Genomic DNA, 25,242 nt, shown 5'->3' on the forward strand with positions numbered 1-25,242 from the left:
ATGTCCCCGAACGACCAGGTCTACCAGCGGCCCAAAGAACGACCCGACACGCTCGAAACGCAAGAGCGGAGTCTCGATGCGTGGCTCGACGCCGTCATCTACTACGGTCTTGGCCAGCACATGTTGCTCGCCGTTCCGATGCTCTGGATTGCGTTTCAGACCGTCACTATCCCAGTCGCGGTGTCGACGAGCGCGATCGTCTCGCTGACTGTGGCGTCGGTGACTATCGGAGCGTTCCGGATGGGAGTTATTTCGGTTGGGACGCCATGGCAACGAATCGAAGACAACGAACTCGGACTCGGTCCGAGCGGCGGGTATGGCTTCTTTGCCCGACGCGCGGCGTATCTGAACGCAACTCTGGGTCTTGCGACGTATGTGGGCGCGATTGTCGATGCCGGCGGTGGTGGATTGGTCGGCGCAGTGCTCGTCGCTGGCGGGTTCACGTTCGGTGGGTTACTCGTGTTACCGAATCTTCGAGCCGCCAATAAGACGAAGTCTGCACTCCTTCGGACTATCTACTATGCTGCTTCCCTCGGCGTGGTCGCCTCTCGAGCACAGGTGCTGGACCTCTCTGTCGGCGCACCGAGTGCAGCGTTCGCGTTCGCCGTCGTCTGTGTACTCGTCATCTTCGACGTTGGGGTGGACCTGCGGTGAGTAGGTGGGTGGTTGAATGAGCGCGTGACTGAGTGACTATGCCGTCGACGAGTGCCGATGTATTTTTCAAACGACAGATTTTACGGTGCCTATGTCCCGACACAACGCGACAACTGACGCCGCCGTCAACGGTGTCGCCGGCCTCATCATCTTCTCAGTCGGTGGGGCGGTGGCCTCATTCTTGCTCACTGCCTTCGGCCCGTGGCTTGGATTCGTTCCGGCGATGGCTGTCTGGGCCGGGTGTGGATATTTTGGACTGAAACAGTTCGCACACGGTATCTACACTATCGTCGAGTCGGCGTCAAACGAGTAGGTGAGTCCCATCCGGCCGAAATCAGTGGGATGTAAAGACCTATCACGGACCGGGCAGACCCGACGTTCATGTATCACGTTCGATTCCGTGACCCAGCAGGCGCAGTCCGAACGGGCGAATGGCACGGCGACTCCGTCTCCTTTGGCGGTGAGACGTACGACCTCGGTGAGGTAGACGTACTGGCACCGACCGAACCGTCGAAAATCGTCTGTATCGGTCGCAACTACGCAAAGCACGCCGAAGAGCGCAACGAAGAAGTTCCTGACCGCCCGCTGTTGTTCCTCAAACCCCCGAACGCCGTCGCGAGTCATGGCGACACCGTGACGCTCCCCGCCGGCAAGGAGAACATGGAACACGAAGTCGAACTGGCCGTCGTCATCGGCGAACAGTGTCGGAACGTCGCCCCCGAAGACGCCGAAGACGTCATCGCCGGCTACACGATCATGGACGACGTGTCGAATCGTGACGACCAGGACCTCGAATCGAACTGGGTTCGTGGCAAAGCGTTCGACGGCGCGGCACCGATGGGGCCCGTCCTTGCCGACCCAGAACATCTCCCTGACGATGCCAGCATCACACTCCGCGTGAACGGTGAGACGAGACAGGACTCCAGTATCGAACACCTCATCTTCTCGATTCCAGAACTCGTCGCCGAGATTACGTCGTATCTGACGCTCGAACCGGGTGACGTCATCTCGACGGGAACGCCCGAAGGTGTCGGCCCGCTTGTCGATGGCGACCACGTCGAAGCCGAAATCGAAGGCATCGGCGTCCTCGAACACGACGTTCGGCAGGACTGACGACGCGACGAAGTCACGTTTTCGGGTTTTCGCGTTCTTGGGTTCTCCCGTACTCGAATTCTCCCGTTCTCGCATTCTCACGTTCTCCCGTACTCGCGTTCTCGAATCTTCTCACCCCCTCGGTACAACGACGAATCCGACGCCACCCAGAGGACAAGCCATAAGGTTAGTCTAACCTAATCCAGAGCGAATGCGGTTGACGCGACGGGACGCGGTTGCAGTGCTCGCCGGCCTCGGTATCGTCGGCGGCGGTGCAGTCGCTATCGACCAGTTCGACCCGCCGACTGCAGAGAGCGGTGAAGGCGGCGGGTCAGACGCCCCAGCGACGAGTCTGTTGGAAACGATGGTTGCGGCCGGGGAAGTCGTGTATCCGAGCGAAACCGAAGGTATCGCTCCGTTCGTCGAGACGTACGTCCTCGGCCGAACGAGAGACGAACAGCGTGGGTCACAGATGCGAACGACCGCCGCAGAACTCGACGACGTTGCCAGAGACTGGTACGGGTCGCCGTATTCGACGCTCTTGACAGACGAGCGAGATTCGCTCCTTCGCGAACTTGGTGCAGACACTGCCGACCCAGTCGCAGACGGCACGCTCTCCGAACGAATCAGGTTTCACGTCGTGAACGAACTGCTCTACGCGTTCTATGCGTCTCCGACTGGCGGCCGACTCGTCGGCATCGAGAACCCAATCGGCCATCCCGGCGGTGCCGAGAGTTACCAGCGGGCGACGATGGGTTCGGAAAATGAAACCGATGCGGGCGATGGAGTGAGTGCAGACGATGGCTGACGACGGACACACAGACCGAACGCCGGCCGAAGACGCCGACGTGTGTATCGTCGGTGCCGGCCCGGCGGGCGGAATCGTCGCACATCGACTCGCTGAATCGGGAGCGTCGGTTGTCGTCCTCGAAGCAGGGCCACGGTTCGACGGCGACAGACGCGAGCAACTGGAGCGCCACATTCGCCCCGGCCTCGGAAACCCATGGGAGATGGGCGGGCCGCGAGACGAGTTTACGTCGTCTGGTGAGGCGTTTTATCCCCTGAACGCCGCACGTGTGAAGGGTGTCGGCGGAAGCTCGCTCCACTGGCAGGGGATGGTTATGCGTCTCCACGAACGCGACTTCGAACTCGCCTCACGCCACGGCGTCGGTACCGACTGGCCCATCTCGTACAGCGACCTCAAACCCTACTACGCCGACGCAGAACGCGAGTTGGGTGTCGCCGGTGCGGTCGACAATCCGTACGCGCCGCCACGTGACGAGGCGTACCCACTCCCTGCCTTCCCACCCTCTTACTCAGACTCACTCTTCGCAGAGGCGTGCGAGCGTCTCGAAATCGACATGCACTCCGTGCCGAACGCTCGCAACTCGGAACCGTACGACGGTCGGTCGCCCTGCGTCGGATACGGGACGTGCAAACCAGTCTGTCCATCGGGTGCCAAGTACACCGCCGAATCCCACGTCGAGAAAGCAGCGGCCGCTGGCGCTCGTGTTATCGACCACGCCCGAGTCCGACGCCTCGAACACGACGACTCGGGAACCAGCGTCGTCGCCGCGGAATACACCACGCCCGACGGAGAGACGCACCGGCAGGAAGCAGGCCGGTTCGTCCTCGCGTGTGGAGGCGTCGAGAACGTCCGCCTCCTCTTGCTCTCTGCGTCGGCCCAGTATCCGGACGGATTGGCGAACTCCTCGGGCGTCGTCGGTCGGTACTTCATGGAACATCTGTTCGCCGGAATGGGTGGGAGACTCGACAGGCCGACCAGACAGAATCACGTCGGCTTCATCACGAGCGAGTCACACCAGTTCTACGACGACACCGACCCCGTCAACGGAATCAAACTGGAGTTCCTCAACTACGGTGGGCCGTCGCCGGTCATCGACGCCCTCCATGCGGAGACGTGGGGCGACGAGTTGGTCGCCCAGTTAGCCGAGAACTACGGGACGCACATCGCGATGGGTGCGCTCGTCGAGCAACTGCCGCGCGAAGACAACTACGTGACACTCGACTCGAAGACGACAGACGACCTCGGCGACCCGGTTCCAGAGATTCACTGGGCTGTCGACGACCAGACGAAGGCCGCACTCACCCGGGCGAACGAGATTCAAGCGTCGGTCATGGACGAACTCGGCGTCGACGTGGAGTGGACTGTCGGGCCGGAGAACACCGGACCGGCGTTCCACCACATGGGGACGACACGGATGGGCGACGACCCGGAGACGAGTGTGGTCGACGCCGAGTGCCGAACACACGACGTGCAGAACCTCTGGATTGCGGGGTCGAGCGTCTTCCCGACCGGGGGCGCGATGAATCCGACGCTCACAATCGCGGCGCTCGCTGTTCGTCTCGCCGAGTCGGTACAGGGGCACATCCCGTAACCGAATACGATTTCAACAGCGTGAGAATGGCACCGATACAATTTACGTGTTGGACAGGAACCTCACACCAATGCTGAGACGACGGTACCTCCAGGCGATTGGTACGATGGGTGCAGTCGGTATCACCGGTTGTCTCGGCGACGACGGCCTCCGCGAGGCCATACCGCTGGATGGGGCGAGTGGCGACGCGCTGACCGACTCGAATACTGACGCCGAGATACTGTCCGGCGACCTGACGCTCGCCACTGCGACGACGGCGTACGACACTGGACTGCTCGACGCGCTCCACGACGGCTTTTCGGACACGTTCGGCGTTCGCGTCAAAACACTCGTACAGGGGACCGGAGCGGCGCTTCGAACCGCAGCCGATGGCGACGCGGACGTCGTCATTACACACGCACGAAGTGCAGAAGACGAATTCATCGAGGCAGGCCACGGCATCAACCGTCGCGACCTGATGTACAACGACTTTCTCGTCGTCGGCCCCGACGACGACCCGGCCGGTATCGAGGCAGTCGGAAACGACCCGCTGGCGGCCTTCGAGTCCATCGCAACGTCGGGTGCACTGTTCCTCTCTCGCGGCGACAACTCGGGAACGCACATCAGAGAGCAGACGCTGTGGGACGACTGTGACGTCACCCCCTCGGGTCGGTGGTATCAGGCGACCGGCGACGGGATGGGCGACACGCTCAGACAGGCGAGTCGCCGCGGTGCGTACACCCTCGTCGATAGAGGCACCTACTTCGTGATGTCGGACTCGACGGCGCTCACGGCGTACGTCGAAGGACCACTGGGTGGCGGGCCCGACATCCTCCGAAACGACTACGCAGTCATCCCGACGAATCCGGCCAGACACGATGTGAACTACTCGCTGGCGATGGCCTACGTCGGTTATCTCACCGGTCGGAGGGGGCAGGAGATAATCCGAGACTTCGGTGAGACGACGCTGTTCGTCCCCAGTGCGCTCGACGACGACCCAGCGTTCGACCAGTACCAACCGGCGAGTGACGACGAGTGAACGCAGCGTTTTGGAGTGACCCGCCGACCCAGAGTACGCACCCTTAAGAACCGCGACCCGCATCCTTCGACCATGCAACCACGGGACCTCTCCGCGCACGCTCCCTACGTACCCGGCCGCGGGACAGAGGAGGTCGCCCGCGAACTCGGGATGGACCCCGAGGACCTGACGAAACTCTCCTCGAACGAGAACCCCCACGGCCCGAGTCCGAAGGCCGTCGCGGCCATCGAAGACGCTGCACCGACGGTGAGCGTCTATCCGAAGACTGCACACACCGACCTGACCGAGGCCCTCGCCGACAAGTGGGGCCTCGACCCGACGCAGGTGTGGCTTTCACCCGGTGCCGACGGGTCTATCGACTACCTCACCCGCGCGATGCTCGAACCCGGCGACGACATCCTCGAACCGTCTCCCGGCTTTTCGTACTATTCGATGAGCGCTCGCTATCACCACGGCGACGCCGTTCAGTACGACGTGTCGAAAGCCGACGACTTCGAGCAGACCGCCGAGTCGGTACTCGACGTTTACGACGGCGAGCGCATGGTCTACCTGACGACCCCCCACAACCCATCGGGGTCTGTCCTTCCGCGAGCGGAACTCGTCGAACTCGCCGAATCGGTCGACGACCACACACTGCTCGTCGTGGACGAAGCCTACGGCGAGTTCGCTGACGAACCGTCCGCGATCGACCTGCTCTCTGCATACGACAACATCGCCGTCCTCCGAACCTTCTCGAAGGCGTACGGCCTCGCCGGCCTGCGAGTTGGCTACGCCTGTGTCCCCGAGGAGTGGGCCGATGCCTACGCTCGCGTGAACACGCCGTTCGCCGCGAGCGAACTCGCCTGTCGTGCTGCGCTGGCCGCACTCGACGACCCAGACCACGTCGAGAAATCGGTCGAGTCTGCGAAGTGGGCCCGCCAGTATCTCCGCGACGAACTCGACGTGCCGACGTGGGAGAGCGCTGGCAACTTCGTCCTCGCGGACGTCGGTGACGCGACTGCCGTCTCCGATGTTGCACAGCGAGAGGGCGTCATCGTCCGCGACTGTGGGAGTTTCGGCCTCCCCGAGTGTATCCGCATCTCTTGCGGCACCGAAGCCCAGACGAAACACGCCGTCGACGTACTGAACCGAATCGTCTCGGAGGTGCCCACAGCGTGAAACTCGTCGTCACTGGCACGCCCGGAACCGGAAAGACCACCGTGACGGACCTCGTCGCCGACGCACTCGACCAACCCGTCGTCCACCTCAACCAACTCGTGAAAGACGAGGGGCTGTGGACCGAACGCGACGAAGAGCGCGATACGCTCGTCGTCGACCTCGACGCGGTCCGCGACCGACTCGGTGACTGGGACGGACTCGTCGAAAGTCACCTCGCACATCATCTCGACGCCGACCGTGTTGTGGTCCTGCGCTGCCGCCCGGATGTCCTCGAAGCCCGCCTCCTCGAACGCGGCGAGTCCGAGGCGAAGGCACGTGAGAATCGCGAATCGGAGGCACTCGACGTCATCCTCGGCGAAGCCGTCGAGTTCCACGGCGAGGATGTAGTCTACGAGATAGACACGACCGACCGCGACCCACAGGCCGTCGCCGACGAAATCGTCGCCGTCGCCGACGGTGAACGCGAACCGTCCGCAGGAACCGTCGACTTCATCGAATATCTATGACGCTGGACCAGTACCGCGACACGGCGGACAAACTGCTCGCCCCGTTCGTCTCGGCGGCCGACACTGCTGGACTCTCACCAAACGGCGTGAGCGTCATCGCGTTCGGCTTTGCCGTCGCTGCAGGTGTCGCCTTCGGTATCGCCGACCAACTGTGGTACGGCCTCGGCGCACTCTTCGTCTTCCTCAACGGGTGGTTGGACCTCGTCGACGGCGCACTCGCCCGCAAGCAAGGCGTCTCGTCGAAGGCAGGCGACATGCTCGACCACGTGCTCGACCGCTACGCCGACATCGTCGTCCTCGTCGGCCTCGCCGCCGGCATCGACTCGTTCGCACTCGGCCTCGCTGCCGTCACGGGCGTGCTCATGACCTCGTATCTCGGCACGCAGATTCAGGCAGTCGGCCTCGGTCGTGCCTACGGCGGCCTCGTCGGCCGCGCCGACCGACTCGCGCTCATCGGTCTCGTCGGCGTCGCATCGGCAGTCTACACCGGTCCCATCGGTGGGTTCACCCTCGTCGGGTGGCTGCTGGTGTTCTTCGCTGTCATCGGTCACTTCACCGCACTCCAGCGATTCTGGGGCGCGTGGAGCGACCTGACGTAGCCCAACGATACGACGCCCGGTCCGTCTTCTTGGTCGTCACGCGTAAACCGACTGACAGTGCAGGGTTCGACCAGCACCTTTCGGCCGGTGGCGTGCCTTTTATACGCGGCGGGACGGTACGTGAGTGTATGCCTCAGTGCGAGATGTGTGGCTCCAACCAAGCCTCTCTGAAGACTGTGAAAGTCGAAGGCGCAGAACTGCAACTGTGTGACAACTGCGCCCAGTTCGGCACGGAGGTCCGCACCGAGTCGACGTCCAGTGCGAGCTCGAAGTACTCTACCTCTTCGTCGAGTGGGAAGGCCAAACGCTCGTCTGGGTCGTCTTCGTCCTCGTCGTCGAAGACGCGCCGACGCCGCGACATGTTCGACGACATGGACGAGATTGCTGCCGACTACGACTCGCGCATCCGGGAGGCACGCGAGTCCCGTGGATTGAGTCAAGAGGAACTCGCGCAGTCGCTCAACGAGAAGGCGAGCCTGATTCGCAAACTCGAACGCGGTGACATCGTGCCCCCGGACTCTGTCCGAAAGAAAATCGAACGTAAACTCGACATCTCACTCGTCGAGGGTGCGAGCGACGACGACTCTGACTGGTCCGGTGGCGGCAGCACGACGACGACGCTCGGCGACGTGGTCAAGCGAAAAGACTGACTGACACACGTCCGGGCGCCGAGTCGGACTCTCCTCACCTGATTTTCTCCGATTTTCCGGCCCGACGAGACGCCGTCTCGTGACAAATTCGGCCCCGAAAACCAATATATTAGTCTCGTCGCACGCGACTTCGACTGTGTTCATCCTAGTCAACCTCAAGGCGTATCCGTGCGACCCTATCGAAGTAGCAACCGCCGCGCGTGACGTTGCCGAGGAGTCAGGCGTCCGCATCGCGGTGTCGCCACAGGCGACCGACATCTCGCGTGTCGCCTCGACTGGCGTCGAGACGTGGGGCCAACACGTCGACCCGAACGACTACGGCAGTCACACCGGCAGCACGCTCGCTGAGGCGGTCTCCGACGCGGGCGCAGTCGGGACGCTCATCAACCACTCTGAAAAGCGCATGAAACTGGCCGACATCGACGGGTCGGTACAGGCTGCTGAACGCGCCGGACTGGAGACCTGTGTCTGTGCGAACAACCCCGCACAGATCGGCGCAGTCGCCGCCCTCGGTCCGGATTCGGTCGCTGTCGAACCGCCGGAACTCATCGGCGGCGACGTCTCGGTCGCGACTGCAGACCCCGGCATCGTCACCGATGCTGTCGATTCGGCGGCAAACGTCGACGAAGACGTGGACGTCTACTGTGGTGCCGGCATCTCCACCGGTGACGACGTGGTGACCGCAGAAGAGCTCGGTGCGTCGGGTATCCTTCTCGCATCCGGCGTCGCCAAAGCCGACGACCCGCGTGCGGCGCTCGAAGACCTCGTCTCCGGACTGTAACGAGACGAGTCACTCACGAACTGATTTCTCGCGGACGGCAAACCAGCGATTGACGGGTGGTCACTCGTCGTCTTCGTCGACGAACGACCGCTCGATCGCGCTGACCGTCTCTCGGAGTTCGTCTGCATCGAGCAGGTCTGCATATTCCTCGCTCACGAGGTCAGGCAGCGCGTATTCGTACTTGCCGCGTCCAGCGTGGCGGATGAATCCGGCCCGACGAAGCGACCGATTCCGACCGTACGCGAGGTGTTGGTCACCCGTCTCGCCCGCCGCGACGTGGGCCGAAAGCGGGTCTGAGATGCCGTATTCGCGGTAGTGAGCGAGCATCCCGTGGTGAACCTCACCGAGTGCGTTCACGATTGCGGTCATCCGGTCGACCACGTCGCGTCTGTTCTCGGCACCCGGTGCTGGTTGCAAGTCTGCGGGTTCGAAGTCGCCCATCTCGAGTGCTTCGTCCCACGCTTCCTCGTCGATGTCGCCGTCGATATCGTCACGCTCGGGGAGCAGACCGTGGGTTGGCCACGGCGGGCCGTCCGGCGCTTCGAGTGGCGGTCGTGGGTGTGTTCGCGTACTCGGATGGCTGTCCTCGTCCGAGTCGTCGTCGGAAGAGAGGTCCGTGTCCGCGACTGCTCGGGCGACGTCGTCTGGTGTCGCACCTTGCTGTGGGCCGTCGGGTGTCGAACCCTGTTGTGGGCCGTCGGCCGCCGCCTCGGAGTCCGCTTCGGCCGTCGCAGGTTCTGTCCCGTCCTCGTCAGCGAGTCCGTACTCGCCCAGTGCGGCCTGTTTCTCCTCGGGGCGATTGAGATTTCGGCCTTCCCCGCCGCGGTAGGGGGATTCGGCTTTCTGGAACATCGCTTGTGCGAACTGGTCGGCCATTCGCGAGAGGTCACGGGCCTCTTCGAGTTCGCGTTCGAGTTGCCGAATCCGGGCGTCTTTCTTCTGGAGTTGCTGTCGCAGGTCGGCAATCTCGCTCTCGCGGCGTTCTTTTTCGTCTGATATCTCTTTCAGGTCGGAGACGAGGGTGCCGTCGACCGACTTCAGGTCGGGACGTTCGAAGTCGTCGAGGCCGGGCGTCGCCCCCGCGTCGAACGTCTGTTTCTTGTGGAACTGCACGCGACGGATGGATTCAGACCAGTCGGTGACGAGGAAGCCCTCGCCGTTGCCCATATCTTCGATTGCGTCGGCGTACTCCGACCCGAGGATACGCCCGACGACTTTCGTGTCGTTTCGCCAGGTGAGGCGGTGCCAGACCAGCCAATCACACTGCGTGATGAAATCTTTCTTGACGTCTGCGGGGCGCTGTGAGATGCCGACGATGCCGAGGCCGTGTTTCCGCCCGCGTTTGCCGATTTTGATGAGCATCTTGCCCGCTTCGTCCATCCCACCTTTCTCGGGGATGTACTCGTGGCACTCCTCGATGAGCATCAAGAACGGCTTCTTGAGTTTCTTCTCTTTGGCGAAGAGATGCTTCGCGACTTCGGTCACTAACTCGTCGGCCGCCGAGTCGTCGAGATAGCCCGACACGTCGAGAATAATCGGGACGTTCTGTTCGAGGGCGAGCGTGGCGAGTCGTTCGGCGTGTTCGGGGCTGACCTGAATGTCACACTCCTCGTCTGCGCCCGCGTGAAGGAGTTCGAACTCCTGTTTGAGGCCGTAGTACTCCCCGTCGGTGTCGACGATGAGCACCGGGAAGTTCGACGACAACAGGTTCTCTATCATCACCGACGCCGTGTTCGATTTCCCCGACCCGGACTTTCCCGTCACGAAGCCACGTCCGGTGAGGATATCGACCACCGGTAGTTCGACAGTCGTCCCCGGGTCTTCGTTGCCAACTCCCCCTGGTCCGTCACTGATTTCGGCAACCGAGATGGTTTCCGTCTCCGAATCCGTCATCCGTTCTGGACGACTGGCGCGGGGGACATAGTTCCTCCCCTCGGGCGGCCCGAAACTCAGTCGAACTCGACGAGTGACGACTGCCCGCGACGCGGTCGGTCGTCTGGTGCCGACTGCTCGGTGTTCGACGACGAGTGCGCGAACGCAGCGTCGTGGTCGTCGCGCTCAGACGACGGCTCGTGGGCAGATTCCCACCCATCCAGACGGGACTGGTCTGCGTCAGAAAACGAGAGATTCGACACGCGAACGCCGAGTTTGCGGACGCGCGCGTCTGCGAACTCCGCGTCGAGGAGTTCGAGTGCGACCGATTCGACGAGGTCTGGGTCGTCCACTGGACCGGACAACGAGCGCGCACGAGTGTTGATGTCGAACGGCGGGACGACCACTTTGATGCCAATCGTTCGGTACATCGCTCCCCGAGACTGGGCACGGTCTGCCACGTCTGCTGCGAGTGCGCGGACGACCTCACGTTTGTCGTCGATATCGGTCGTCGGTTCGGTCAACGCCGATTCTCTTGAGAGACTCTTGGGCCGCCCCGTCGGCGTCACTGTTCGGTCGTCGACTCCGCGTGCTCGGTCGTGAAGTTCCCGCCCCCGCGACCCGAAGTTGGACTCCAGCGTCGCCGGGTCTGCGTCCGCGAGGTCACCTGCGGTGTCGATACCTAACCCCGACAACTTCCGGGCCGTAACGGGGCCGACGCCGTGAATCTCTTCGATGGGAAGTGGTGCGAGGAACGACGCCACCTCGCCGGGTTTGACGACCACGAGGCCGTTCGGTTTGTCGAAGTCGGATGCGATTTTCGCGGTGGACATGTTGGGGGCGACACCGATAGACGCCGTGACACCCACCTCGCGAGCGATTCGCTGCTTGACGTACCGAGCGTAGCCTTCTGCGAGCGTCCGGTCACCCGAGGGGGCAACGTCCCACGCGGTTCGGTCGGTCACGTCTAAATACGCCTCGTCGATGCTCACTTCACGAACCACGTCGGCACAGTCGTGGAGAATCTCTTTGACCTCGCTCGCGACGGATTTGTAGAAGTCGATATCGACGGTGCGATAGTGTCCGGTTCCGGCCGGGTCGTCGTCGGGGCCAACGTCTGCACGGCGCGGCAGTTTCTCGAGTGCGGTCGAGATCGGTTGCGCGCTCTCGACGCCGAACGCACGCGCTTCGTAACTCGCGGTGGCGACGGCACCGTGGCCCTCGCCGGGTTCGTACCCCATCCCGACGACGACGGGTTCACCCACGAGTTCAGGTTCGCGGAGGCGCTCACAGGATGCGTAGAAACAGTCCATATCGACGTGAAGGACGATGCTATCGGGTTCGTCGTCCGTCTCCGTTCCCGGGAGCGTCTCCTCCGCCATCACGTGGGGGTAGACGGGCGACGTACCTGAACCTTCAGGTACCGCGGTGGAAGTGAACGCATCGAGTGGTGCGAGAAGTCGTTACTTCAGTCGTTCCTGCAGGAACGATGGGTGAGCGGCCTCGATACCGTCGATAGAGAGAATCTTGTCAGAGATGACATCTCCGAGCGAGTCGCCGTCGACGGCGCGAACTTCGGCCATCAGCATGTGGTCGCCAGACGACGTGTAGAGCGATTCGACATCGTCGAGTTCCTTCAGAGCACGCGTGACCTCCACGTACCGCTCGCTCGCGCATTCGATACCGACCATCGCAATCGACTGCCCTGCGAGTTTCTTTGGGTCCACGTCGGCGGAGTATCCGATGATGACGCCGTCGTCTTCGAGTTTGCTGATATACTTCCGAACCGTCGGCTTCGACACGCCCGCTCGGTCTGCAATCTCGGCGTACGACGCTTTCGCGTCTTCTTCCAAGACTGCGAGGATGCGTCCCTCCGTGGACGTGGTTTCCATGCTCACTTCTTTTCTTACGGGAGAAAAATATCTTGCGAATCCGAAAACGCATATCCGTCACGTCGAACCGGTGTGTGTCCGGGTAGTCGACGCGGCGGTTCGGTGCGTTACTTGTGCTTTCCGAGGAACTTGTCGTACGAGCGCTCCCACTCGTAGGAGTCGTCGAAGTAGCGCTCTGCGAGCGGTTCTTCGGGCATCTCGCCGATGCGCTGTTTCTCCTGCTGGTAGGACGGACGAGACTCGTCGACGTAGTACCGGCCGGTGAGGACGGTACCCTCGTGGAGTGCGTTCTCCGTCTCGAACATCATCTCGGACGCCTCGGCGCGACTCGTGTTGTCGAACTCGTAGTCGTCGGAGTCGTTGATGTCGATGTACGGGACGTACTGCCGTGCGTCCTTGTTCCACGTCGGACACTGCGTCAGGAAGTCGATGTGGGAGAAGCCATCGTGCTGGATGGCTTCGACGATGATTTCTTTCGCCTGGTTCGGGTTGACAGCGGCCGTCCGCGCGACGTACGACGCACCCGCGTTCAGCGAGAGCGAGAGCGGACGAAGCGGCGTCTTGGCCGACCCGTGGGGCTGGGTCTTGGACTTGTGACCCATCGGCGACGTCGGGGACGTCTGTCCCTTCGTGAGGCCGAAAATCTCGTTGTTGAACACGATGTAGGTGATATCGTGGTTCTCACGAGCGGTGTGCATGAAGTGGTTGCCACCGATCCCGTAGCCGTCACCGTCACCACCGGCTGCGATGACGGTCAGGCCGGGGTTCGCAAGCTTGGCGGCACGGGCGATGGGCAGCGAGCGGCCGTGGATGGTGTGGAAGCCGTACGCGTCGAAGTAGCTGTTGAGCTTCCCTGAACAGCCGATGCCGGTCATGACCATCATCTCGTCGGGCGAGAGGCCGAGTTCGGCCGCTGCACCTTTGAGCGCCTTGAGCACACCGAAGTCACCACAGCCAGGACACCACGTCGGCTGGGGTTCGAGTCCGGGCGTGAATTCGTTTTGGTCTTTCTCCGTTTCCTCACCGATTGCGCTGAATGCACTCATGATTTATTCACCCACCTTGGGGACGAACTTCGTACGGTTGTCTGGGAGCTCCTCGCCTTCGAGGAGCGCCGTCTCGAAGCCCTCGACGATGTCGGCGGGCTCGAACGGGTTGCCGTTGTACTTGAGAAGGCTCGACATCTTGTCGCCGTAGCCACCGAGTTCCTTCTGGACGAGTCCGCGGAACTGGGCCGAGGCCGTCATCTCGACGACGAGCGCCTCGTCGACGCTGTCGAGGAAGGACTTGACCTCGTCTTTCGGGAACGGCATCAGTTCGGAGACGCCGAGAACTTTCACGGAGTGACCGTTCTCGTTGAGGGCGTCCGCTGCCTCTTCGACGGTGCCCTGCTGGCTCCCGAAGGTGATGAGGGCGAGGTCGGCGTCTTCCGGTCCATAGACCGTGTTGAACCCGTTGTCTGCGTCGAGTTCGGCACGGATGGATTCGACTTTCTGCATGCGGCGGTTCATCTGCGCGATGCGGTTGTCCGGGTCTTCCGAGATGTGACCCGCAGGCATGTGCTCGTTACCCGTCGCGAGGTAGCGACCACCTTTCTGACCCGGCAGCGAGCGCGGCGAAACACCGTTTTCGGTGTCGTGCTGGAAGCGCTGGTACTTGCCGGAGTCGTCGTGCGGCGCATCCGCGAGTTCGGCTTCCGTCAGGACAGAACCGAGGTCCGGGTTCGGTGCTTCGTCGAAGACCGACGCCGGAACGTTCGTGAGTTCGCCACCGAGCTTCTGGTCGTAGAGGACGATGGACGGAATCTGGTACTCGTACGCGATTTTGAACGCCTTACGCGTCTGGTAGTACGCCTCTGCGGAGTTACCGGGCGCGAACACGATACGGTGGGAGTCACCCTGCGACGTGTACAGGACGTGCTCCATGTCGGACTGCTCGGGCTTCGTCGGCATTCCCGTCGATGGGCCGGCGCGCATGGCCTCGACGAGGACGAGCGGCGTCTCGGTAATCTCTGCGAGACCGAGTGGCTCGGACATGAGCGAGAACCCACCACCAGACGAACCGGACATCGCCTTGACGCCAGCGTGGGACGCACCCATCGCAAGTGCCGCGGCGGCGATTTCGTCTTCCACCTGCTCGGAGATTCCGCCGAGTTCGGGGAGGTTCTGCGACATGATGACGAAGACTTCCGTCCACGGGGTCATCGGGTAGCCTGCGATGAAGCGGCAGCCTTCGTCGATGGCACCGTACGCGATGGCGTCGGAGCCAGAGAGGAGAACCTGCTCTTCGTCGTGTTCTCCTTCAGGAACCGAGATGTCGGGAGCGTCGATGTCGAACTCCGCTTGGACCATCTCGTAAGCGTCGTCGAAGACGGTGAGGTTCGGTTCGAGAATCTTCTCCGGCATCGCGTCCGACATCAGGCTCTTGATGACGTCGGGCTCGATGTTCGCGATGGCACAGGTGACTGCGACACCGGCAGTGTTCCGCATGACTTCGCGGCCGTGTTCACGGGCGATTTCGCGAAGATTGATGTCGAAGACGTGCCAGTCGTTCGCTTCGACGCGCTCGTCGAAGTTCTCGATTTCGTCCGCGTCGAGCAGACCGGAGTCGTAGACGATGACGCCGCCCTCGTTGAGTTCGTCGAGGTTCTCAGACAGTGGTTTGATCTCTTCGTTGCCGTAGTACGCACCCTCGCTCGGGTTCCGAGCGAAGGAGTCACCGAGGGCAAGAAGGAAGTTGTATCCGTCACCGCGCGATTTTACAGGGTCAGCACTTACGCGGACTTCCGTGTACGTGTGACCACCGCGAATGCGCGACGGATAGTGTCGATGCGTGAAAACGTGTAGCCCCGCTCGCATCAGGGCTTTGGCGAAGTTCTGGCTGGTCGAGGCGATGCCGTCACCGGAACCCCCTGCAATGCGCCAGATAAGTTCGTGGTCAGTCATATTTTGAGCTCACGGCCCCGCTGGGGCGCTATCTGGAAAATTGGTGTTGGTCTGATTAAAGACTTTGCTATGGATTGACAAGGAAAGATAATGAAGGAATTAATATTGTTATATTACCCAATTGCAGCCCAAAAAGAAGTGGACGAACGGAGAGTTTGTATCGAGTCGAAACGGAGTAATAACTCTCTTTCGAGTTGTTTACTCGTTCTGTGGACTCGATGGGTGGTACGGAGTGTCGTACTCGCCCACTGCGCCGTCGAGTCGGTCGGGGTTGATTCGACCGCTTAACAGCATGAAGTCGAGGATAGTGAGATAGAACATCGCTTCGACGACGGGGACGCCACGCGGTGGGAGCACTGGGTCGTGTCTCCCGACGACCTGAATCTCCTTTTCTTCGCCCGTCTCCCAGTCGACCGTCCGCTGTTTCTTCGGAATCGAGGTCGGGGCGTGGAGCGTCATCTCGCCGTAAATCGGTTGTCCGGTGGTGATGCCGCCCTGAATACCGCCGTGTTTGTTGCCGACGGGTCGTGGGTCGCCTTCCTCGTCGAACTCCCAGTTCTCGTTGCGGTCGGACCCGGTCCACTCGCGGGCCTCGCGCCCCAGTCCGAACTCGAAGGCGGTTGCCGCCGGAACCGCCATCATGGCCTGCCCGAGTCGCGCCGAAAACGAGTCGAATCGGGGTGCGCCGAGGCCACGGGGGACGCCCTGTGCTTCGAAGTAGATGGACCCGCCGATGGAGTCACCCTCTTTCTGGTACTGTTCGATGGCCGCCTGCATCTTCTCGGCCGTCTCGGGGTGTGCACACCGCACGTCGTTCTCCTCGGTGTGTTCGAGCATCTCATCGAACGAGACTGGCGGCGCTTCGATGTCGCCAATCTGGTTGACGTGGGCTTTCACCTCGATGTCGTACTCGCTCTGTTCGAGGACCTGCTTGGCGACGGCCCCGGCGGCGACCCAGTTCACCGTCTCACGCGCGGACGAGCGACCACCGCCGCCCCAGTTGCGCGTCCCGAACTTCGCAGAGTAGGTGAAGTCACCGTGGGACGGGCGGGGCGCGGTCACGTAGGGTTCGTACTTGCCGGAGCGCGCGTCCTTGTTCTGGACGACCATCCCGATGGGCGTTCCCGTCGTGTAGCCATCCTGGACGCCGGAGTTGACGACGACGGCGTCGGGTTCGCCGCGACTCGTCGTAATCATCGACTGGCCCGGTTTTCGTCGGTCGAGTTCGTGCTGGATATCTTTGACGGAGAGTTCCACGCCGGCGGGGCACCCGGATATCGTGGCACCCATGGCGTCGCCGTGACTCTCGCCGTAGGTGGTCACCCGAAAGAGGCGACCGAATTCGTTACCGTTCATTACCCGACCCTCGGGTGTCCGCACATTTAGTGTTTGTAGATAGGTGCAATCGTGGGCGGTTGTGAACGAGGAGAATCTGGCACTGTTGAAATCTGCTGACTCTGATAGGTTGGTGGGGCCGTGCTGACTACAGCGCGCGTGTCTTTCAACTCCGAGCAGTCCGAATCGCCTGTTCGAGACCCAACCAAGACGAGAATCCCTGCGTTGCGGAACTATCCCTCCCACAAGACACATCCTCATTGCAGGAGTTGCCAGCGGTATGAACAGTAGTCAACAGAATCACACACCCCCTCGATTGAATCGTTTCGGGGGAGCGCTACTCGTCTTCGCACTCGTAACCGCCGTCATTTCGTACCCACCCCCCAGAACTGGTGTCAGGCCCCTTTTCGGACTGGGAAATATGTTCCTTCCACTCTTCCCGTCGGCAGGGACCGTTCTTCTCGCCATCGTTGGTGGGATACTCGTTGCTCGTACTCTCGTGCGTGGACAGACGGGGCGTGTCCAGCGGCTCGCTCTCAGCGCGTTGATTCCCGTTTGTGCCGTAACTGTCGTTGGCGGGTACCTCACTGTCGTAGCTGGATTCGACGTGAGTGTTCCTTTCATCATCGGCGTATATACGATGGCAGCGATGGGTGGGTTGGCAACCGAGCTTGTCAATTGATTGAACTCCTCGAATCTCCCGGCGTGCTGCATACACCCTCTGTCTGTGTCACGCCGCAGCGGTCACGTTCTGGAGACTATCACAGAACCGACTACCTGAAGTCGTGAATCCGAATCCTCCGAAAGCGACGTTCGACGCGCTGAGGTTCAAATACGAAGCCGGCGAAGATAGCCTATGGAATCGACATCCGACGGTGGCCTCCGCGACAGCTTCGAAGCGACGTTCTGGGAGCGACACGCGAATCCGTGGAGCGCCGGAACGCGCATTCTCGTCTATCCGGTGTTCATGTACGCCATCTACCGACGCGACACGAAACTCTTCGCGGCGACGCTGGCGTTCATCGCCGTCAACCCCGTCCTCTTCCCGCGACCCGCGCGGACGGACAACTACCTCAGTCGAATCGTGCTCGCCGAACGCGAGTGGTTGGACGACGGAAAGGGAACGATGGGACTCGACTACCCCAATATCCTCAACGTCCTCAACATCCCCGTCACGTTCTACGCGTTCGCCTCCGCACTCCGGCGAAAGCCAGTCGGCACGCTCCTCGGCACGCTCGGTGTGATGGTCATCAAACTCTGGTGGACCGACGCCATCATCAAGAAGACGGGCGTGACCGGCGAGGGTCCGTCTGTCACCTCGCCTGACCTCGAATCCTCACTCGCCGAGTGAGTCGAGCGTGGCCGTCGCAAAGGGAATCAGCATCTCGTCGGGGTGGAGCCCGCCGTGCATCCCGACGAACCGCAGTTCGGTCGGTTCCTCGTCGCCGTACCAGACGCCGAGGTCGCGATGAACCACCACGAGGTCACCGAGTCGACGCTCAAACGTCGCTGACGGATTCGGGCCGAACAGGTCAGAATCCAGTATCTCCTGCTTCCGGAGGACTCGTGCGTCCAGTTCGGACGTGAGCGTGTCGTAGACGGGGTCGATTCGCTCCGGTCGAAGGTGGAGGTGGACGTTTCGCGGACTCCCAGCAAATCGAATCGGTGTTCCGTCAGTTTGCGTTCGCAGGTCCGAAACGAGGTCGATCGGTGGTTCCGAGAGGTCGACGTTTCGGTCGGGGTCGGTGTCGACGAGGCCGTGGTCGGCGGTGATGCAGACGAGGGTCTGTTCGCCGTCTCCTTCAGTGGCGTCTGCGAGGGATTCGATAGCCACTGAGATTGCGTCGAACGTCTCGACAGCCGTCTCACGGTACGTGTCTGAGTCGACACCCTCGCCGTGCGCAACCGCGTCCGTCTGAGGAAGGTACGCGAAGATGTACGATGGGTCCGACGCTTCGTGGGCGGCGTCGGCGAACGCGTCGGTGAACGTCGAGAAGTCTTCGACATCGTACGTGTGTGGAACCGTCTCGTCTGACGGGAAGGGGGTGACGTGGTGTGTCTCGATGCCTGCGTCTACCAGGTCGGGGTAGATGCTCTCCGCGTTGGCGACGTCTTCGAAGTCGAGTCGCTCGGGTTCGGTTCCGTCTTTACGGAGGAACGGGAGTGCCACGAACTGCTCGTCGGCGTCCGGTTCGTAGACGTTCCAGCCGACGACACCGTGTTCCGACGGGAGCGCCGCCGAGTGGAACGTGTTCATCGCGGCAGCCGTCTCCGACGGATAGATGGACGTGAGCGGCGTCACTCGACCCGCCTGTTCGAACTGGCGAAGAAACGGGATTCGCTCACGCTCACCGGCCCACTGTGCGAGACCGAAGCCATCGACGAGGAAGACGACGACGCGGGAGATGTCGCCGTAGTCGTCGGTCGCGGACGCGGGGAGTCTCGGCCCGATATCCGCCCCGAGCAAATCGGAAACTGTCCCCGGAATGAGGGCGAAACACCAGTCCTCGTACGCTGGAAGGAGATAGTCGCCGTCCAGTTGGCGCTCACGCAGTGCCGAGCTGTCGGGTCGCTGCATACCACAGTCGGCGGACGGCGGTGGGAAAAAGATTGTGTGGAGGGGAAACTGCGTGGGGTCAGGCGACCAAACCGCGTGGGTGTTCAGGCGTCGGTCACGTCAGCACCGAGCGCACGCATCGACTCGAAGAAGTTCGGGAAGGACACGTCGACGTGTTCCGCCCCGGAAATCGTCGTCTGGCCGTCCGCGACGAGGCCAGCGATGGCGAGCGACATCACGATGCGGTGGTCGCCGCGTCCATCGACTGCTGCGCCGACGAGGTCGGTGTCGCCGCCGTGGATGGTGAGCCTATCTTGTTGTTCGGTGACGTTGGCCCCCATCTTCGCGAGTTCTTCGGCCATCGCCGTCACGCGGTCAGTCTCCTTGTAGCGAACGTGTTCGCAGTTCTCGATGACTGTGTCGCCGTCTGCAATCGCGCCGAGGACCGCAATCGTTGGGAGCAGGTCTGGTGTGTCGCCCACGTCGACGGTGGTACCCGAGAGGTCGGCGACCGAGACGGTCAGTTCACCGGCGTCTTCGTCCCACTCGACGTCTGCACCCATGTCGCGGACGATATCGACGATTGCGCTGTCTCCCTGTGCAGACGGGCGTGCGCCCTCGACGACGACTGACTCGCCGTCGGCACCAGCGACTGCACCGGCCGCGAGAAGGTACGACATCGACGAAAAGTCACCGGGAACGCTGTACTCGCCACCGGCGGGGCGGTACGACTGGCCGCCGGAGACGGAGAATCCGGTGTCGGTTCGCGTCGCTTCGACGCCGAAGTCGTCGAGGACTTCCAGCGTGATATCGACGTACGGTGCCGATTTCAGCTCGGTCGTGAGTTCGATGTCGATGCCGTCGTCGGTGACCGCGCCGGCCATCAACAGCGCCGAAATGTACTGCGAAGAGACGTCGCCCGGAATCTCGACGGTTCCACCGGACATGCCGTCACCGACGACGAGCGGTGCCTGTCCGTTTCGGCGCGTGCTCTCCGCACGACCATCTAAGTCGAAGACGGCGTCGAGAAGCGGACCTTGCGGCCGGGAGCGGAGCGATTCGTCGCCGGTGAGGACGGTCAGATTATCACCGAGACCGGCGCAGGCGGTGACGAGACGCATCGTCGTCCCCGAGTTGGCACAGTCGATGACGTCGTCAGGGGCCGCTGGTCGCCCGTCGAATCCAACGACGTCGATGGTCTGTCCGTCGCGTTCGACCGATCCACCGAAGCCACGGACCGCTCGCATGGTCGCTTTCGTGTCGGCGCTGACGAGGGCGTCGCGAACGATTGCCTCGTCGCTGTATCCTGCGGCGAGAATCGCCCGGTGTGTGTAACTTTTCGACGGCGGCGCTCGGGTTCGCCCGTGGACCCGAGACTGCGAGATGTGAACGTCCATACCCGGGCGTCGTGACGGCGTAGTATCAGCGTACCGGACACGGCGACGTTCTCCCACGTGGTGGGTTCCCAAACCGAGTGACGTGACTGTTCCCGAGATGTGAGAGTGACGTGCAGTTCTATGCGTTCTCGTGACGAATGTCGTGGTATGCTCGTCAAAGAAATCGCCCAGACAGACGTCATCACGGTCGATGTCGAAACCCCGTTGCTCGAAGTCGCCCGAACGATGCGAACCGAGCGCGTCGGAAGCGTCGTCGTCGTCGACGGAAAAGGCGTCGTCGCTGGCGTTCTGACCGACCGCGATATCGTCATCTACGGCGTCGCCGGCAACCGAGACGTGGGTGACCTCGTCGCCAACGACATCTTCTCGACGAACGTGTTCAGCGTCCCGCCAGACGCTGGCGTCACAGAAGTCGTCGATATGATGCACGACGAAGGCGTGCGCCGCGTTCCGGTCGTGTCGGATGGTGACCTCGTCGGTATCGTCACACTGGACGACTTGCTGTGTCACATCTCGCGGCAACTCGAAGAGCTGGCGGACGTCGTTCGCGGTGAGTTCCCACGCTGAGTCGGTCGCCTGAGGGCACCCAGTTCCCACGCTGAGTCGGTCGTTCGAGGGCAACCTACTGTCTTCGCCCGCGACGCGAGGGCTTTACTACCGACCGGTCGAACCCGGGAGTATGGAACCCGATTTCTCACCGCTGGACGAGTTCCTCGGCGACGATTTCGACGGCTATCTCATCTCCGCCGACGGCAGTGACTCCAACCAGTTGTATCTCTCCGGATTCGACGCCCCAGACGCGTACACGACGCTCTACACGCCCGAGGGGACGCACCTCCTCGTCTCCGCTCTCGAATACGGGCGTGCGAAGAAAGAGAGCCGTGCAGACACCGTCTCCCGCCTCTCTGAGTACGACTACGTGGACAAATACACAGAGTACGGGCCGCTCGTCGGGAAGGCGAAAGTCCTCGCGGAGTTCCTGGCCGACCACGACGCGTCGACACTCGCTGTGCCAGCAGACTTCCCCGTCGGCACCGCCGACGCCCTTCGCGACGAGGGCGTCGCTGTCGAGGCAGAATCCGACGACGTGCTGCTGACGATTCGGGCCGTCAAGAGCGACGACGAAATCGAATACATCCACGACGCACAGGACGCCAACGAAGCGTCGATGGCGGCCGCGGAAGCCCTCATTCGCGCCGCCGATGTGGCGGACGACGGAACGCTCGTCTACGAAGGAGAACCGCTGACGAGCGAACGCGTGAAAGAAGAAATCGAGATTACGCTCCTCCGCCACGGGTGTGCCTTAGACGAGACAATCGTCGCCGGCGGTGCCGACGCAGCCGACCCACACAACCGCGGGAGTGGCCCGCTCTCCGCTAACGAGGCCATCATCATCGACATCTTCCCCCGCGACAAAGCCACGAAGTACAACGGCGACATGACTCGAACCTTCGTGAAGGGCGAACCGACCGAGAAGATTCGTGAGTGGTTCGACCTGACCGAAGACGCGTTCCACGCCGCACTCGATGCCGTCGAACCGGGCGCAACCGGAGAAGACGTTCACAATGCCGTTTGCGACGTGTACGAAGCGGCCGGCGAGAACACCCTCCGCGCCGACCAGTCTGCGGAGACGGGATTCATCCACAGCACGGGCCACGGCGTCGGACTCGATGTCCACGAACTTCCTCGCATCAGTCGAAGCGGCGAAGAACTGAAACCCGGGCACGTCATCACCATCGAACCCGGCCTCTACGACCCCGACGTTGGCGGCGTCCGAATCGAGGACATGGTCGTCGTCACCGAAGACGGCTACGAGAATCTCACCGACTACCCGGTCGAACTCGTCGTCGACTAGAATCTGAACAAGAAGAAAACGACCGCACCAGAAAACGACCGCACCGGACGATTAGCTGTCCAGTGCGCTGTCACCCGTGGTTGGTCCAACGTTCGACGCGTCGGTCCACCCGGAGTGTACTTCTCGCCACTGTTTCAAGAGCTTCTCGAGCGCGTCTGCTGTCTCGGGCGTGAGAACGCCTGCGGCCTGTCGGACGATCTGCCCGTCTTCGATGAGCAGTGCGTAGATGTTCCCTTCACCGAGGAGTCCAAGTCGTCGCTGCAGCGCAGTCTTGTCTACACGCGCGACGAGCGCGTTGTCGTGCGGACGACTTCGTGCCATATCTGGTGACATCCCGCCGCCAGCGACCGGTGGCATCATCCCACTTCGACCGCCCAGGACGACCAGTTCGTAGTAGCCGAAGTGGTTGTACGTCTCTGTCAGTTCGTTCGCGAACCCTCGCCACGAGCCGACGAGCGACTGCTGTCTGTGGTCGAAACTGATGAGCAGCAGTGTTTGTTCACCCTCGAGGTCGTCTGGGAGAACGACCGTTTGGCCGTTCGTATCTCGGGACGGCAAGCGAGGGAACTCCATGGCCTAGGCCAACCTCCAGTGGTATTTAACTCTACTTGCCGATTCAGAATGATACCGAGTCGAGAACCATGTTTCCGAAGCGTGGGGGGCGCGGAAACGCATTGCTCGTTGTCAGACGTTCAGATACATAAACGTCTGGTCCCGAGTCTCAGCCCCGATAATGGGGCAGCTTAGCGTTCGTAGTCGGGGTCGAACAACTGGGCCGACATTGGCCCGGGGTCGCTTCCTTCGACGACTGCGTACGACGACAGGTCCTCGACGCCCGCCTCGGCGAGAATTTCTTCGTCGTAGTAGGTGTTGCCCGTACACTCCGTGGGGTCACGAGAGAACAGTTCGGCGAGTGCGTCACACATAATCTGCGGGGTCCGCCAATCTTCGGGGGTGCCCATCCCGAAGTGGCGGGTCGCCTCGGACTCGATGGCCGCGACGGGCCAGAGTGCGTTGACGGCGATGTCGTCGGTGGCGAGCTCCTGGGCGAGCGACTCTGCGATGAACGTCATCCCGTACTTCGAGAGGGCGTACGCAACCTTCCCCGGGGCGGGGCGGGCAGGCAGTGGCGGTGAGAAGGTCACAACGTGTGCGTGGTCGCTCTCGCGGAGGTGTGGGAGCGCGGCGTGCGTCGTCGCGTACGACCCGCGGGCGTTGACATCCATGAGCAGGTCGAACCGTTTGGGTGGCGTGTTCTCGAAGTTCGCGATGTGGATTGCACCCGCGTTGTTGACGACGAAGTCGATGCCGCCGAAGGCGTCGACCGTCTCGTCGATGGCCGCGTGAATCGTCTCGTCGTCGCGAACGTCGAGTTGGCACCAGATGGAGTTGCCACCTCGCTCGCGAATCTCCTCCGTCGTCTCGACGATCGTCCCGGGGAGTTGGTCGTGTTCTTCGACGGTCTTGCCCGTCGAGACGACGTTCGCTCCACGGTCGGCCAGGTCGAGTGCGATTTTCTTTCCGATACCGCGACTCGTTCCCGTGATAAATGCGGTCCGACCTTCGAAATCAATCTCGTCGAATGCCATAGAATCACATTGTCAAAGTCCCACTTGATGGTTCGTACACTGGGGTTCCGTTCACCAGTGTTTGACCAGTAGCCTGTTCCTCGTCTCTCACCGACTGACGTGCGGGTGCGTTCGCACGCTCGCCGGCACCGATTCTCTTTTGGGCGACCCGCGTCCACTCAGAACAGATGAGACTGCTCGTCGTCGGTGCCGGTTCGATGGGTCGCTGGTTCGGCCGGACAGTGGACGCTGACCTCGCATTCGCCGATGCGAACCCCGACGCAGCGGTCGCTGCCGCCGACGAACTCGGTGGCCGTGCTGTCCCACTCGACGGCGACGAGCAGTTCGACGTGGTCTGTCTCGCCGTTCCAATGGACCTCGCTGCAGAGGCAGTCGAAGCGAACGCCCACCGTGCAGAGCGAGGGATGTGTGACGTGACCGGGTCGATGTCCAAACCCGTGGCCGCGATGCGCGAACACCTCCCCGACCGAGAACGCCTCAGTCTCCACCCGCTTTTCGCACCGGTGAACGCACCGGGGAACGTCGCTTGCGTCGTCGACGAATCGGGGCCACTCGGTGATGCACTCCTCGACGACGTATCGGCCGCCGGCAACACCGTCTTCGAGACGACTCCGGAAGAACACGATACGGCGATGGAGACGGTTCAGGCCGCCGCACACGCCGCAGTCCTCTCGTTTGGCCTCGCCGCCGACGACGTGCGAGCGGAGTTTACCACGCCGATTTCTGCCGCACTCGACGAACTCGTCTCGGCTGTCACATCCGGTAACCCGCGCGTCTACGCCGACATCCAGTCGTCGTTCGGCGACGGCACCGACCGAGTTGCCGACGCCGCGAGAGACCTCGCGATGGCAGACGACGAGACGTTCGCCGACCTCTATCGGCGCGTCGCACACCGAGACGACGAAACCGACAACCACGAACCTGCCGAGTGACGAGTAGAGGT

At 62.2% G+C, this 25,242-nt stretch carries 25 protein-coding genes; 15 read left to right on the forward strand and 10 right to left on the reverse strand.

Going from position 1 to position 25,242, the window contains the following annotated elements:
• From ACK3SC_RS07495 to tpiA, 11 genes are all read left to right on the forward strand, one after another.
• On the forward strand, positions 1–654 hold the full coding sequence (locus tag ACK3SC_RS07495; RefSeq protein WP_416839484.1) for a hypothetical protein: 654 nt from the start codon (positions 1–3) through the stop codon (positions 652–654).
• 91 nt (positions 655–745) lie between these two features.
• Positions 746–967: a hypothetical protein gene (locus tag ACK3SC_RS07500; RefSeq protein ID WP_416839485.1), complete on the forward strand. Its 222-nt coding sequence runs from the start codon at positions 746–748 to the stop codon at positions 965–967.
• 68 nt (positions 968–1,035) lie between these two features.
• Complete coding sequence (locus tag ACK3SC_RS07505; protein WP_416839486.1) at positions 1,036–1,767, forward strand: fumarylacetoacetate hydrolase family protein; 732 nt, start codon at positions 1,036–1,038, stop codon at positions 1,765–1,767.
• A gap of 190 nt (positions 1,768–1,957) precedes the next feature.
• On the forward strand, positions 1,958–2,554 hold the full coding sequence (locus ACK3SC_RS07510) for a gluconate 2-dehydrogenase subunit 3 family protein (RefSeq protein ID WP_416839487.1): 597 nt from the start codon (positions 1,958–1,960) through the stop codon (positions 2,552–2,554).
• Positions 2,547–4,145 carry a GMC family oxidoreductase gene (locus tag ACK3SC_RS07515; protein ID WP_416839488.1) on the forward strand — a complete coding sequence of 533 codons (1,599 nt, stop codon included), beginning with the start codon at positions 2,547–2,549 and terminating at the stop codon, positions 4,143–4,145. Before ACK3SC_RS07510 ends, ACK3SC_RS07515 begins: the two co-directional genes overlap by 8 nt.
• A 70-nt stretch (positions 4,146–4,215) precedes the next feature.
• Complete coding sequence (locus tag ACK3SC_RS07520) at positions 4,216–5,163, forward strand: substrate-binding domain-containing protein (protein WP_416839489.1); 948 nt, start codon at positions 4,216–4,218, stop codon at positions 5,161–5,163.
• A gap of 72 nt (positions 5,164–5,235) precedes the next feature.
• Positions 5,236–6,321, forward strand: coding sequence for a histidinol-phosphate transaminase (gene hisC / locus ACK3SC_RS07525; protein ID WP_416839490.1), 1,086 nt, complete (start codon positions 5,236–5,238; stop codon positions 6,319–6,321).
• Positions 6,318–6,827, forward strand: a complete 510-nt coding sequence (locus ACK3SC_RS07530; protein WP_416839491.1) for an adenylate kinase family protein — start codon at positions 6,318–6,320, stop codon at positions 6,825–6,827. Before hisC ends, ACK3SC_RS07530 begins: the two co-directional genes overlap by 4 nt.
• A complete protein-coding gene (locus ACK3SC_RS07535) occupies positions 6,824–7,426 on the forward strand; it encodes a CDP-alcohol phosphatidyltransferase family protein (protein WP_416839492.1) in 603 nt (200 codons plus the stop codon). Before ACK3SC_RS07530 ends, ACK3SC_RS07535 begins: the two co-directional genes overlap by 4 nt.
• 128 nt (positions 7,427–7,554) lie before the next feature.
• A complete protein-coding gene (locus tag ACK3SC_RS07540) occupies positions 7,555–8,076 on the forward strand; it encodes a multiprotein bridging factor aMBF1 (protein ID WP_416839493.1) in 522 nt (173 codons plus the stop codon).
• Positions 8,077–8,212: 136 nt separating this feature from the next.
• Positions 8,213–8,857 (forward strand): triose-phosphate isomerase, encoded by a 645-nt coding sequence (tpiA, locus tag ACK3SC_RS07545; protein ID WP_416839494.1) that lies wholly within the window; start codon positions 8,213–8,215, stop codon positions 8,855–8,857.
• A 60-nt stretch (positions 8,858–8,917) separates the two neighbouring features.
• Here tpiA and ACK3SC_RS07550 read toward each other — a convergent pair whose 3' ends face one another.
• From ACK3SC_RS07550 to aroC, 6 genes are all read right to left on the reverse strand, one after another.
• Positions 8,918–10,750, reverse strand: coding sequence for a helicase HerA domain-containing protein (locus ACK3SC_RS07550; protein ID WP_416839495.1), 1,833 nt, complete (start codon positions 10,748–10,750; stop codon positions 8,918–8,920).
• A gap of 56 nt (positions 10,751–10,806) precedes the next feature.
• Positions 10,807–12,111: a DNA polymerase IV gene (gene dinB, locus ACK3SC_RS07555; protein WP_416839496.1), complete on the reverse strand. Its 1,305-nt coding sequence runs from the start codon at positions 12,109–12,111 to the stop codon at positions 10,807–10,809.
• An 81-nt stretch (positions 12,112–12,192) separates the two neighbouring features.
• Positions 12,193–12,621, reverse strand: a complete 429-nt coding sequence (gene lrpA1 / locus ACK3SC_RS07560) for an HTH-type transcriptional regulator LrpA1 (protein ID WP_416839497.1) — start codon at positions 12,619–12,621, stop codon at positions 12,193–12,195.
• A gap of 107 nt (positions 12,622–12,728) precedes the next feature.
• The gene (locus tag ACK3SC_RS07565) at positions 12,729–13,667 is read right to left on the reverse strand and encodes a thiamine pyrophosphate-dependent enzyme (RefSeq protein ID WP_416839498.1); all 939 of its coding nucleotides are present in this window, start codon (positions 13,665–13,667) and stop codon (positions 12,729–12,731) included.
• Between the two features lie 3 nt (positions 13,668–13,670).
• Complete coding sequence (locus tag ACK3SC_RS07570; protein WP_416839499.1) at positions 13,671–15,566, reverse strand: 2-oxoacid:acceptor oxidoreductase subunit alpha; 1,896 nt, start codon at positions 15,564–15,566, stop codon at positions 13,671–13,673.
• A 198-nt stretch (positions 15,567–15,764) separates the two neighbouring features.
• Positions 15,765–16,922 carry a chorismate synthase gene (aroC, locus tag ACK3SC_RS07575; RefSeq protein WP_416839500.1) on the reverse strand — a complete coding sequence of 386 codons (1,158 nt, stop codon included), beginning with the start codon at positions 16,920–16,922 and terminating at the stop codon, positions 15,765–15,767.
• Between the two features lie 835 nt (positions 16,923–17,757).
• Between aroC and ACK3SC_RS07580 the strand changes: the two genes are divergently transcribed.
• Positions 17,758–18,252, forward strand: a complete 495-nt coding sequence (locus ACK3SC_RS07580) for a DUF6653 family protein (RefSeq protein ID WP_416839501.1) — start codon at positions 17,758–17,760, stop codon at positions 18,250–18,252.
• Here ACK3SC_RS07580 and ACK3SC_RS07585 read toward each other — a convergent pair.
• Positions 18,238–19,479, reverse strand: a complete 1,242-nt coding sequence (locus ACK3SC_RS07585) for an alkaline phosphatase family protein (RefSeq protein ID WP_416839502.1) — start codon at positions 19,477–19,479, stop codon at positions 18,238–18,240. The genes ACK3SC_RS07580 and ACK3SC_RS07585 overlap by 15 nt on opposite strands.
• 83 nt (positions 19,480–19,562) lie before the next feature.
• Positions 19,563–20,855 carry a 3-phosphoshikimate 1-carboxyvinyltransferase gene (aroA, locus tag ACK3SC_RS07590; RefSeq protein ID WP_416839503.1) on the reverse strand — a complete coding sequence of 431 codons (1,293 nt, stop codon included), beginning with the start codon at positions 20,853–20,855 and terminating at the stop codon, positions 19,563–19,565.
• A 147-nt stretch (positions 20,856–21,002) separates the two neighbouring features.
• Between aroA and ACK3SC_RS07595 the strand changes: the two genes are divergently transcribed.
• Positions 21,003–21,422, forward strand: a complete 420-nt coding sequence (locus tag ACK3SC_RS07595; RefSeq protein WP_416839504.1) for a cyclic nucleotide-binding/CBS domain-containing protein — start codon at positions 21,003–21,005, stop codon at positions 21,420–21,422.
• A gap of 112 nt (positions 21,423–21,534) precedes the next feature.
• Positions 21,535–22,710: a M24 family metallopeptidase gene (locus tag ACK3SC_RS07600; RefSeq protein ID WP_416839505.1), complete on the forward strand. Its 1,176-nt coding sequence runs from the start codon at positions 21,535–21,537 to the stop codon at positions 22,708–22,710.
• Positions 22,711–22,761: 51 nt separating this feature from the next.
• Here the strand turns inward: ACK3SC_RS07600 and ACK3SC_RS07605 are convergent, their stop codons facing one another.
• Together ACK3SC_RS07605 and ACK3SC_RS07610 are read right to left on the reverse strand one after the other, a co-directional pair.
• Positions 22,762–23,283, reverse strand: coding sequence for a hypothetical protein (locus ACK3SC_RS07605; protein ID WP_416839506.1), 522 nt, complete (start codon positions 23,281–23,283; stop codon positions 22,762–22,764).
• A gap of 170 nt (positions 23,284–23,453) precedes the next feature.
• Entirely contained in the window at positions 23,454–24,299 is an 846-nt protein-coding gene (locus ACK3SC_RS07610; protein ID WP_416839507.1) for an SDR family oxidoreductase, read from the reverse strand.
• Between the two features lie 167 nt (positions 24,300–24,466).
• Between ACK3SC_RS07610 and ACK3SC_RS07615 the strand changes: the two genes are divergently transcribed.
• Entirely contained in the window at positions 24,467–25,231 is a 765-nt protein-coding gene (locus ACK3SC_RS07615) for a prephenate dehydrogenase/arogenate dehydrogenase family protein (RefSeq protein WP_416839508.1), read from the forward strand.
• Positions 25,232–25,242 lie beyond the last annotated feature (11 nt).

Origin of the sequence: Haloferax sp. DFSO52 (assembly GCF_048158745.1) — an archaeon.
In the GTDB taxonomy this organism is placed as follows: Archaea; Halobacteriota; Halobacteria; order Halobacteriales; family Haloferacaceae; genus Haloferax.

Excerpts from the sequence above, each read along its gene's own strand:
- ACK3SC_RS07495 (WP_416839484.1), top strand. The coding sequence starts at position 1 with ATGTCCCCGAACGACCAGGTCTACCAGCGGCCCAAAGAACGACCCGAC.
- ACK3SC_RS07500 (WP_416839485.1), top strand. The coding sequence starts at position 746 with ATGTCCCGACACAACGCGACAACTGACGCCGCCGTCAACGGTGTCGCC.
- ACK3SC_RS07505 (WP_416839486.1), top strand. The coding sequence starts at position 1,036 with ATGTATCACGTTCGATTCCGTGACCCAGCAGGCGCAGTCCGAACGGGC.
- ACK3SC_RS07510 (WP_416839487.1), top strand. The coding sequence starts at position 1,958 with ATGCGGTTGACGCGACGGGACGCGGTTGCAGTGCTCGCCGGCCTCGGT.
- ACK3SC_RS07515 (WP_416839488.1), top strand. The coding sequence starts at position 2,547 with ATGGCTGACGACGGACACACAGACCGAACGCCGGCCGAAGACGCCGAC.
- ACK3SC_RS07520 (WP_416839489.1), top strand. The coding sequence starts at position 4,216 with ATGCTGAGACGACGGTACCTCCAGGCGATTGGTACGATGGGTGCAGTC.
- hisC (WP_416839490.1), top strand. The coding sequence starts at position 5,236 with ATGCAACCACGGGACCTCTCCGCGCACGCTCCCTACGTACCCGGCCGC.
- ACK3SC_RS07535 (WP_416839492.1), top strand. The coding sequence starts at position 6,824 with ATGACGCTGGACCAGTACCGCGACACGGCGGACAAACTGCTCGCCCCG.
- ACK3SC_RS07540 (WP_416839493.1), top strand. The coding sequence starts at position 7,555 with ATGCCTCAGTGCGAGATGTGTGGCTCCAACCAAGCCTCTCTGAAGACT.
- ACK3SC_RS07550 (WP_416839495.1), bottom strand. The coding sequence starts at position 10,750 with ATGACGGATTCGGAGACGGAAACCATCTCGGTTGCCGAAATCAGTGAC.
- dinB (WP_416839496.1), bottom strand. The coding sequence starts at position 12,111 with ATGGCGGAGGAGACGCTCCCGGGAACGGAGACGGACGACGAACCCGAT.
- lrpA1 (WP_416839497.1), bottom strand. The coding sequence starts at position 12,621 with ATGGAAACCACGTCCACGGAGGGACGCATCCTCGCAGTCTTGGAAGAA.
- ACK3SC_RS07565 (WP_416839498.1), bottom strand. The coding sequence starts at position 13,667 with ATGAGTGCATTCAGCGCAATCGGTGAGGAAACGGAGAAAGACCAAAAC.
- ACK3SC_RS07570 (WP_416839499.1), bottom strand. The coding sequence starts at position 15,566 with ATGACTGACCACGAACTTATCTGGCGCATTGCAGGGGGTTCCGGTGAC.
- aroC (WP_416839500.1), bottom strand. The coding sequence starts at position 16,922 with ATGAACGGTAACGAATTCGGTCGCCTCTTTCGGGTGACCACCTACGGC.
- ACK3SC_RS07580 (WP_416839501.1), top strand. The coding sequence starts at position 17,758 with ATGGAATCGACATCCGACGGTGGCCTCCGCGACAGCTTCGAAGCGACG.
- ACK3SC_RS07585 (WP_416839502.1), bottom strand. The coding sequence starts at position 19,479 with ATGCAGCGACCCGACAGCTCGGCACTGCGTGAGCGCCAACTGGACGGC.
- aroA (WP_416839503.1), bottom strand. The coding sequence starts at position 20,855 with ATGGACGTTCACATCTCGCAGTCTCGGGTCCACGGGCGAACCCGAGCG.
- ACK3SC_RS07595 (WP_416839504.1), top strand. The coding sequence starts at position 21,003 with ATGCTCGTCAAAGAAATCGCCCAGACAGACGTCATCACGGTCGATGTC.
- ACK3SC_RS07600 (WP_416839505.1), top strand. The coding sequence starts at position 21,535 with ATGGAACCCGATTTCTCACCGCTGGACGAGTTCCTCGGCGACGATTTC.
- ACK3SC_RS07605 (WP_416839506.1), bottom strand. The coding sequence starts at position 23,283 with ATGGAGTTCCCTCGCTTGCCGTCCCGAGATACGAACGGCCAAACGGTC.
- ACK3SC_RS07610 (WP_416839507.1), bottom strand. The coding sequence starts at position 24,299 with ATGGCATTCGACGAGATTGATTTCGAAGGTCGGACCGCATTTATCACG.
- ACK3SC_RS07615 (WP_416839508.1), top strand. The coding sequence starts at position 24,467 with ATGAGACTGCTCGTCGTCGGTGCCGGTTCGATGGGTCGCTGGTTCGGC.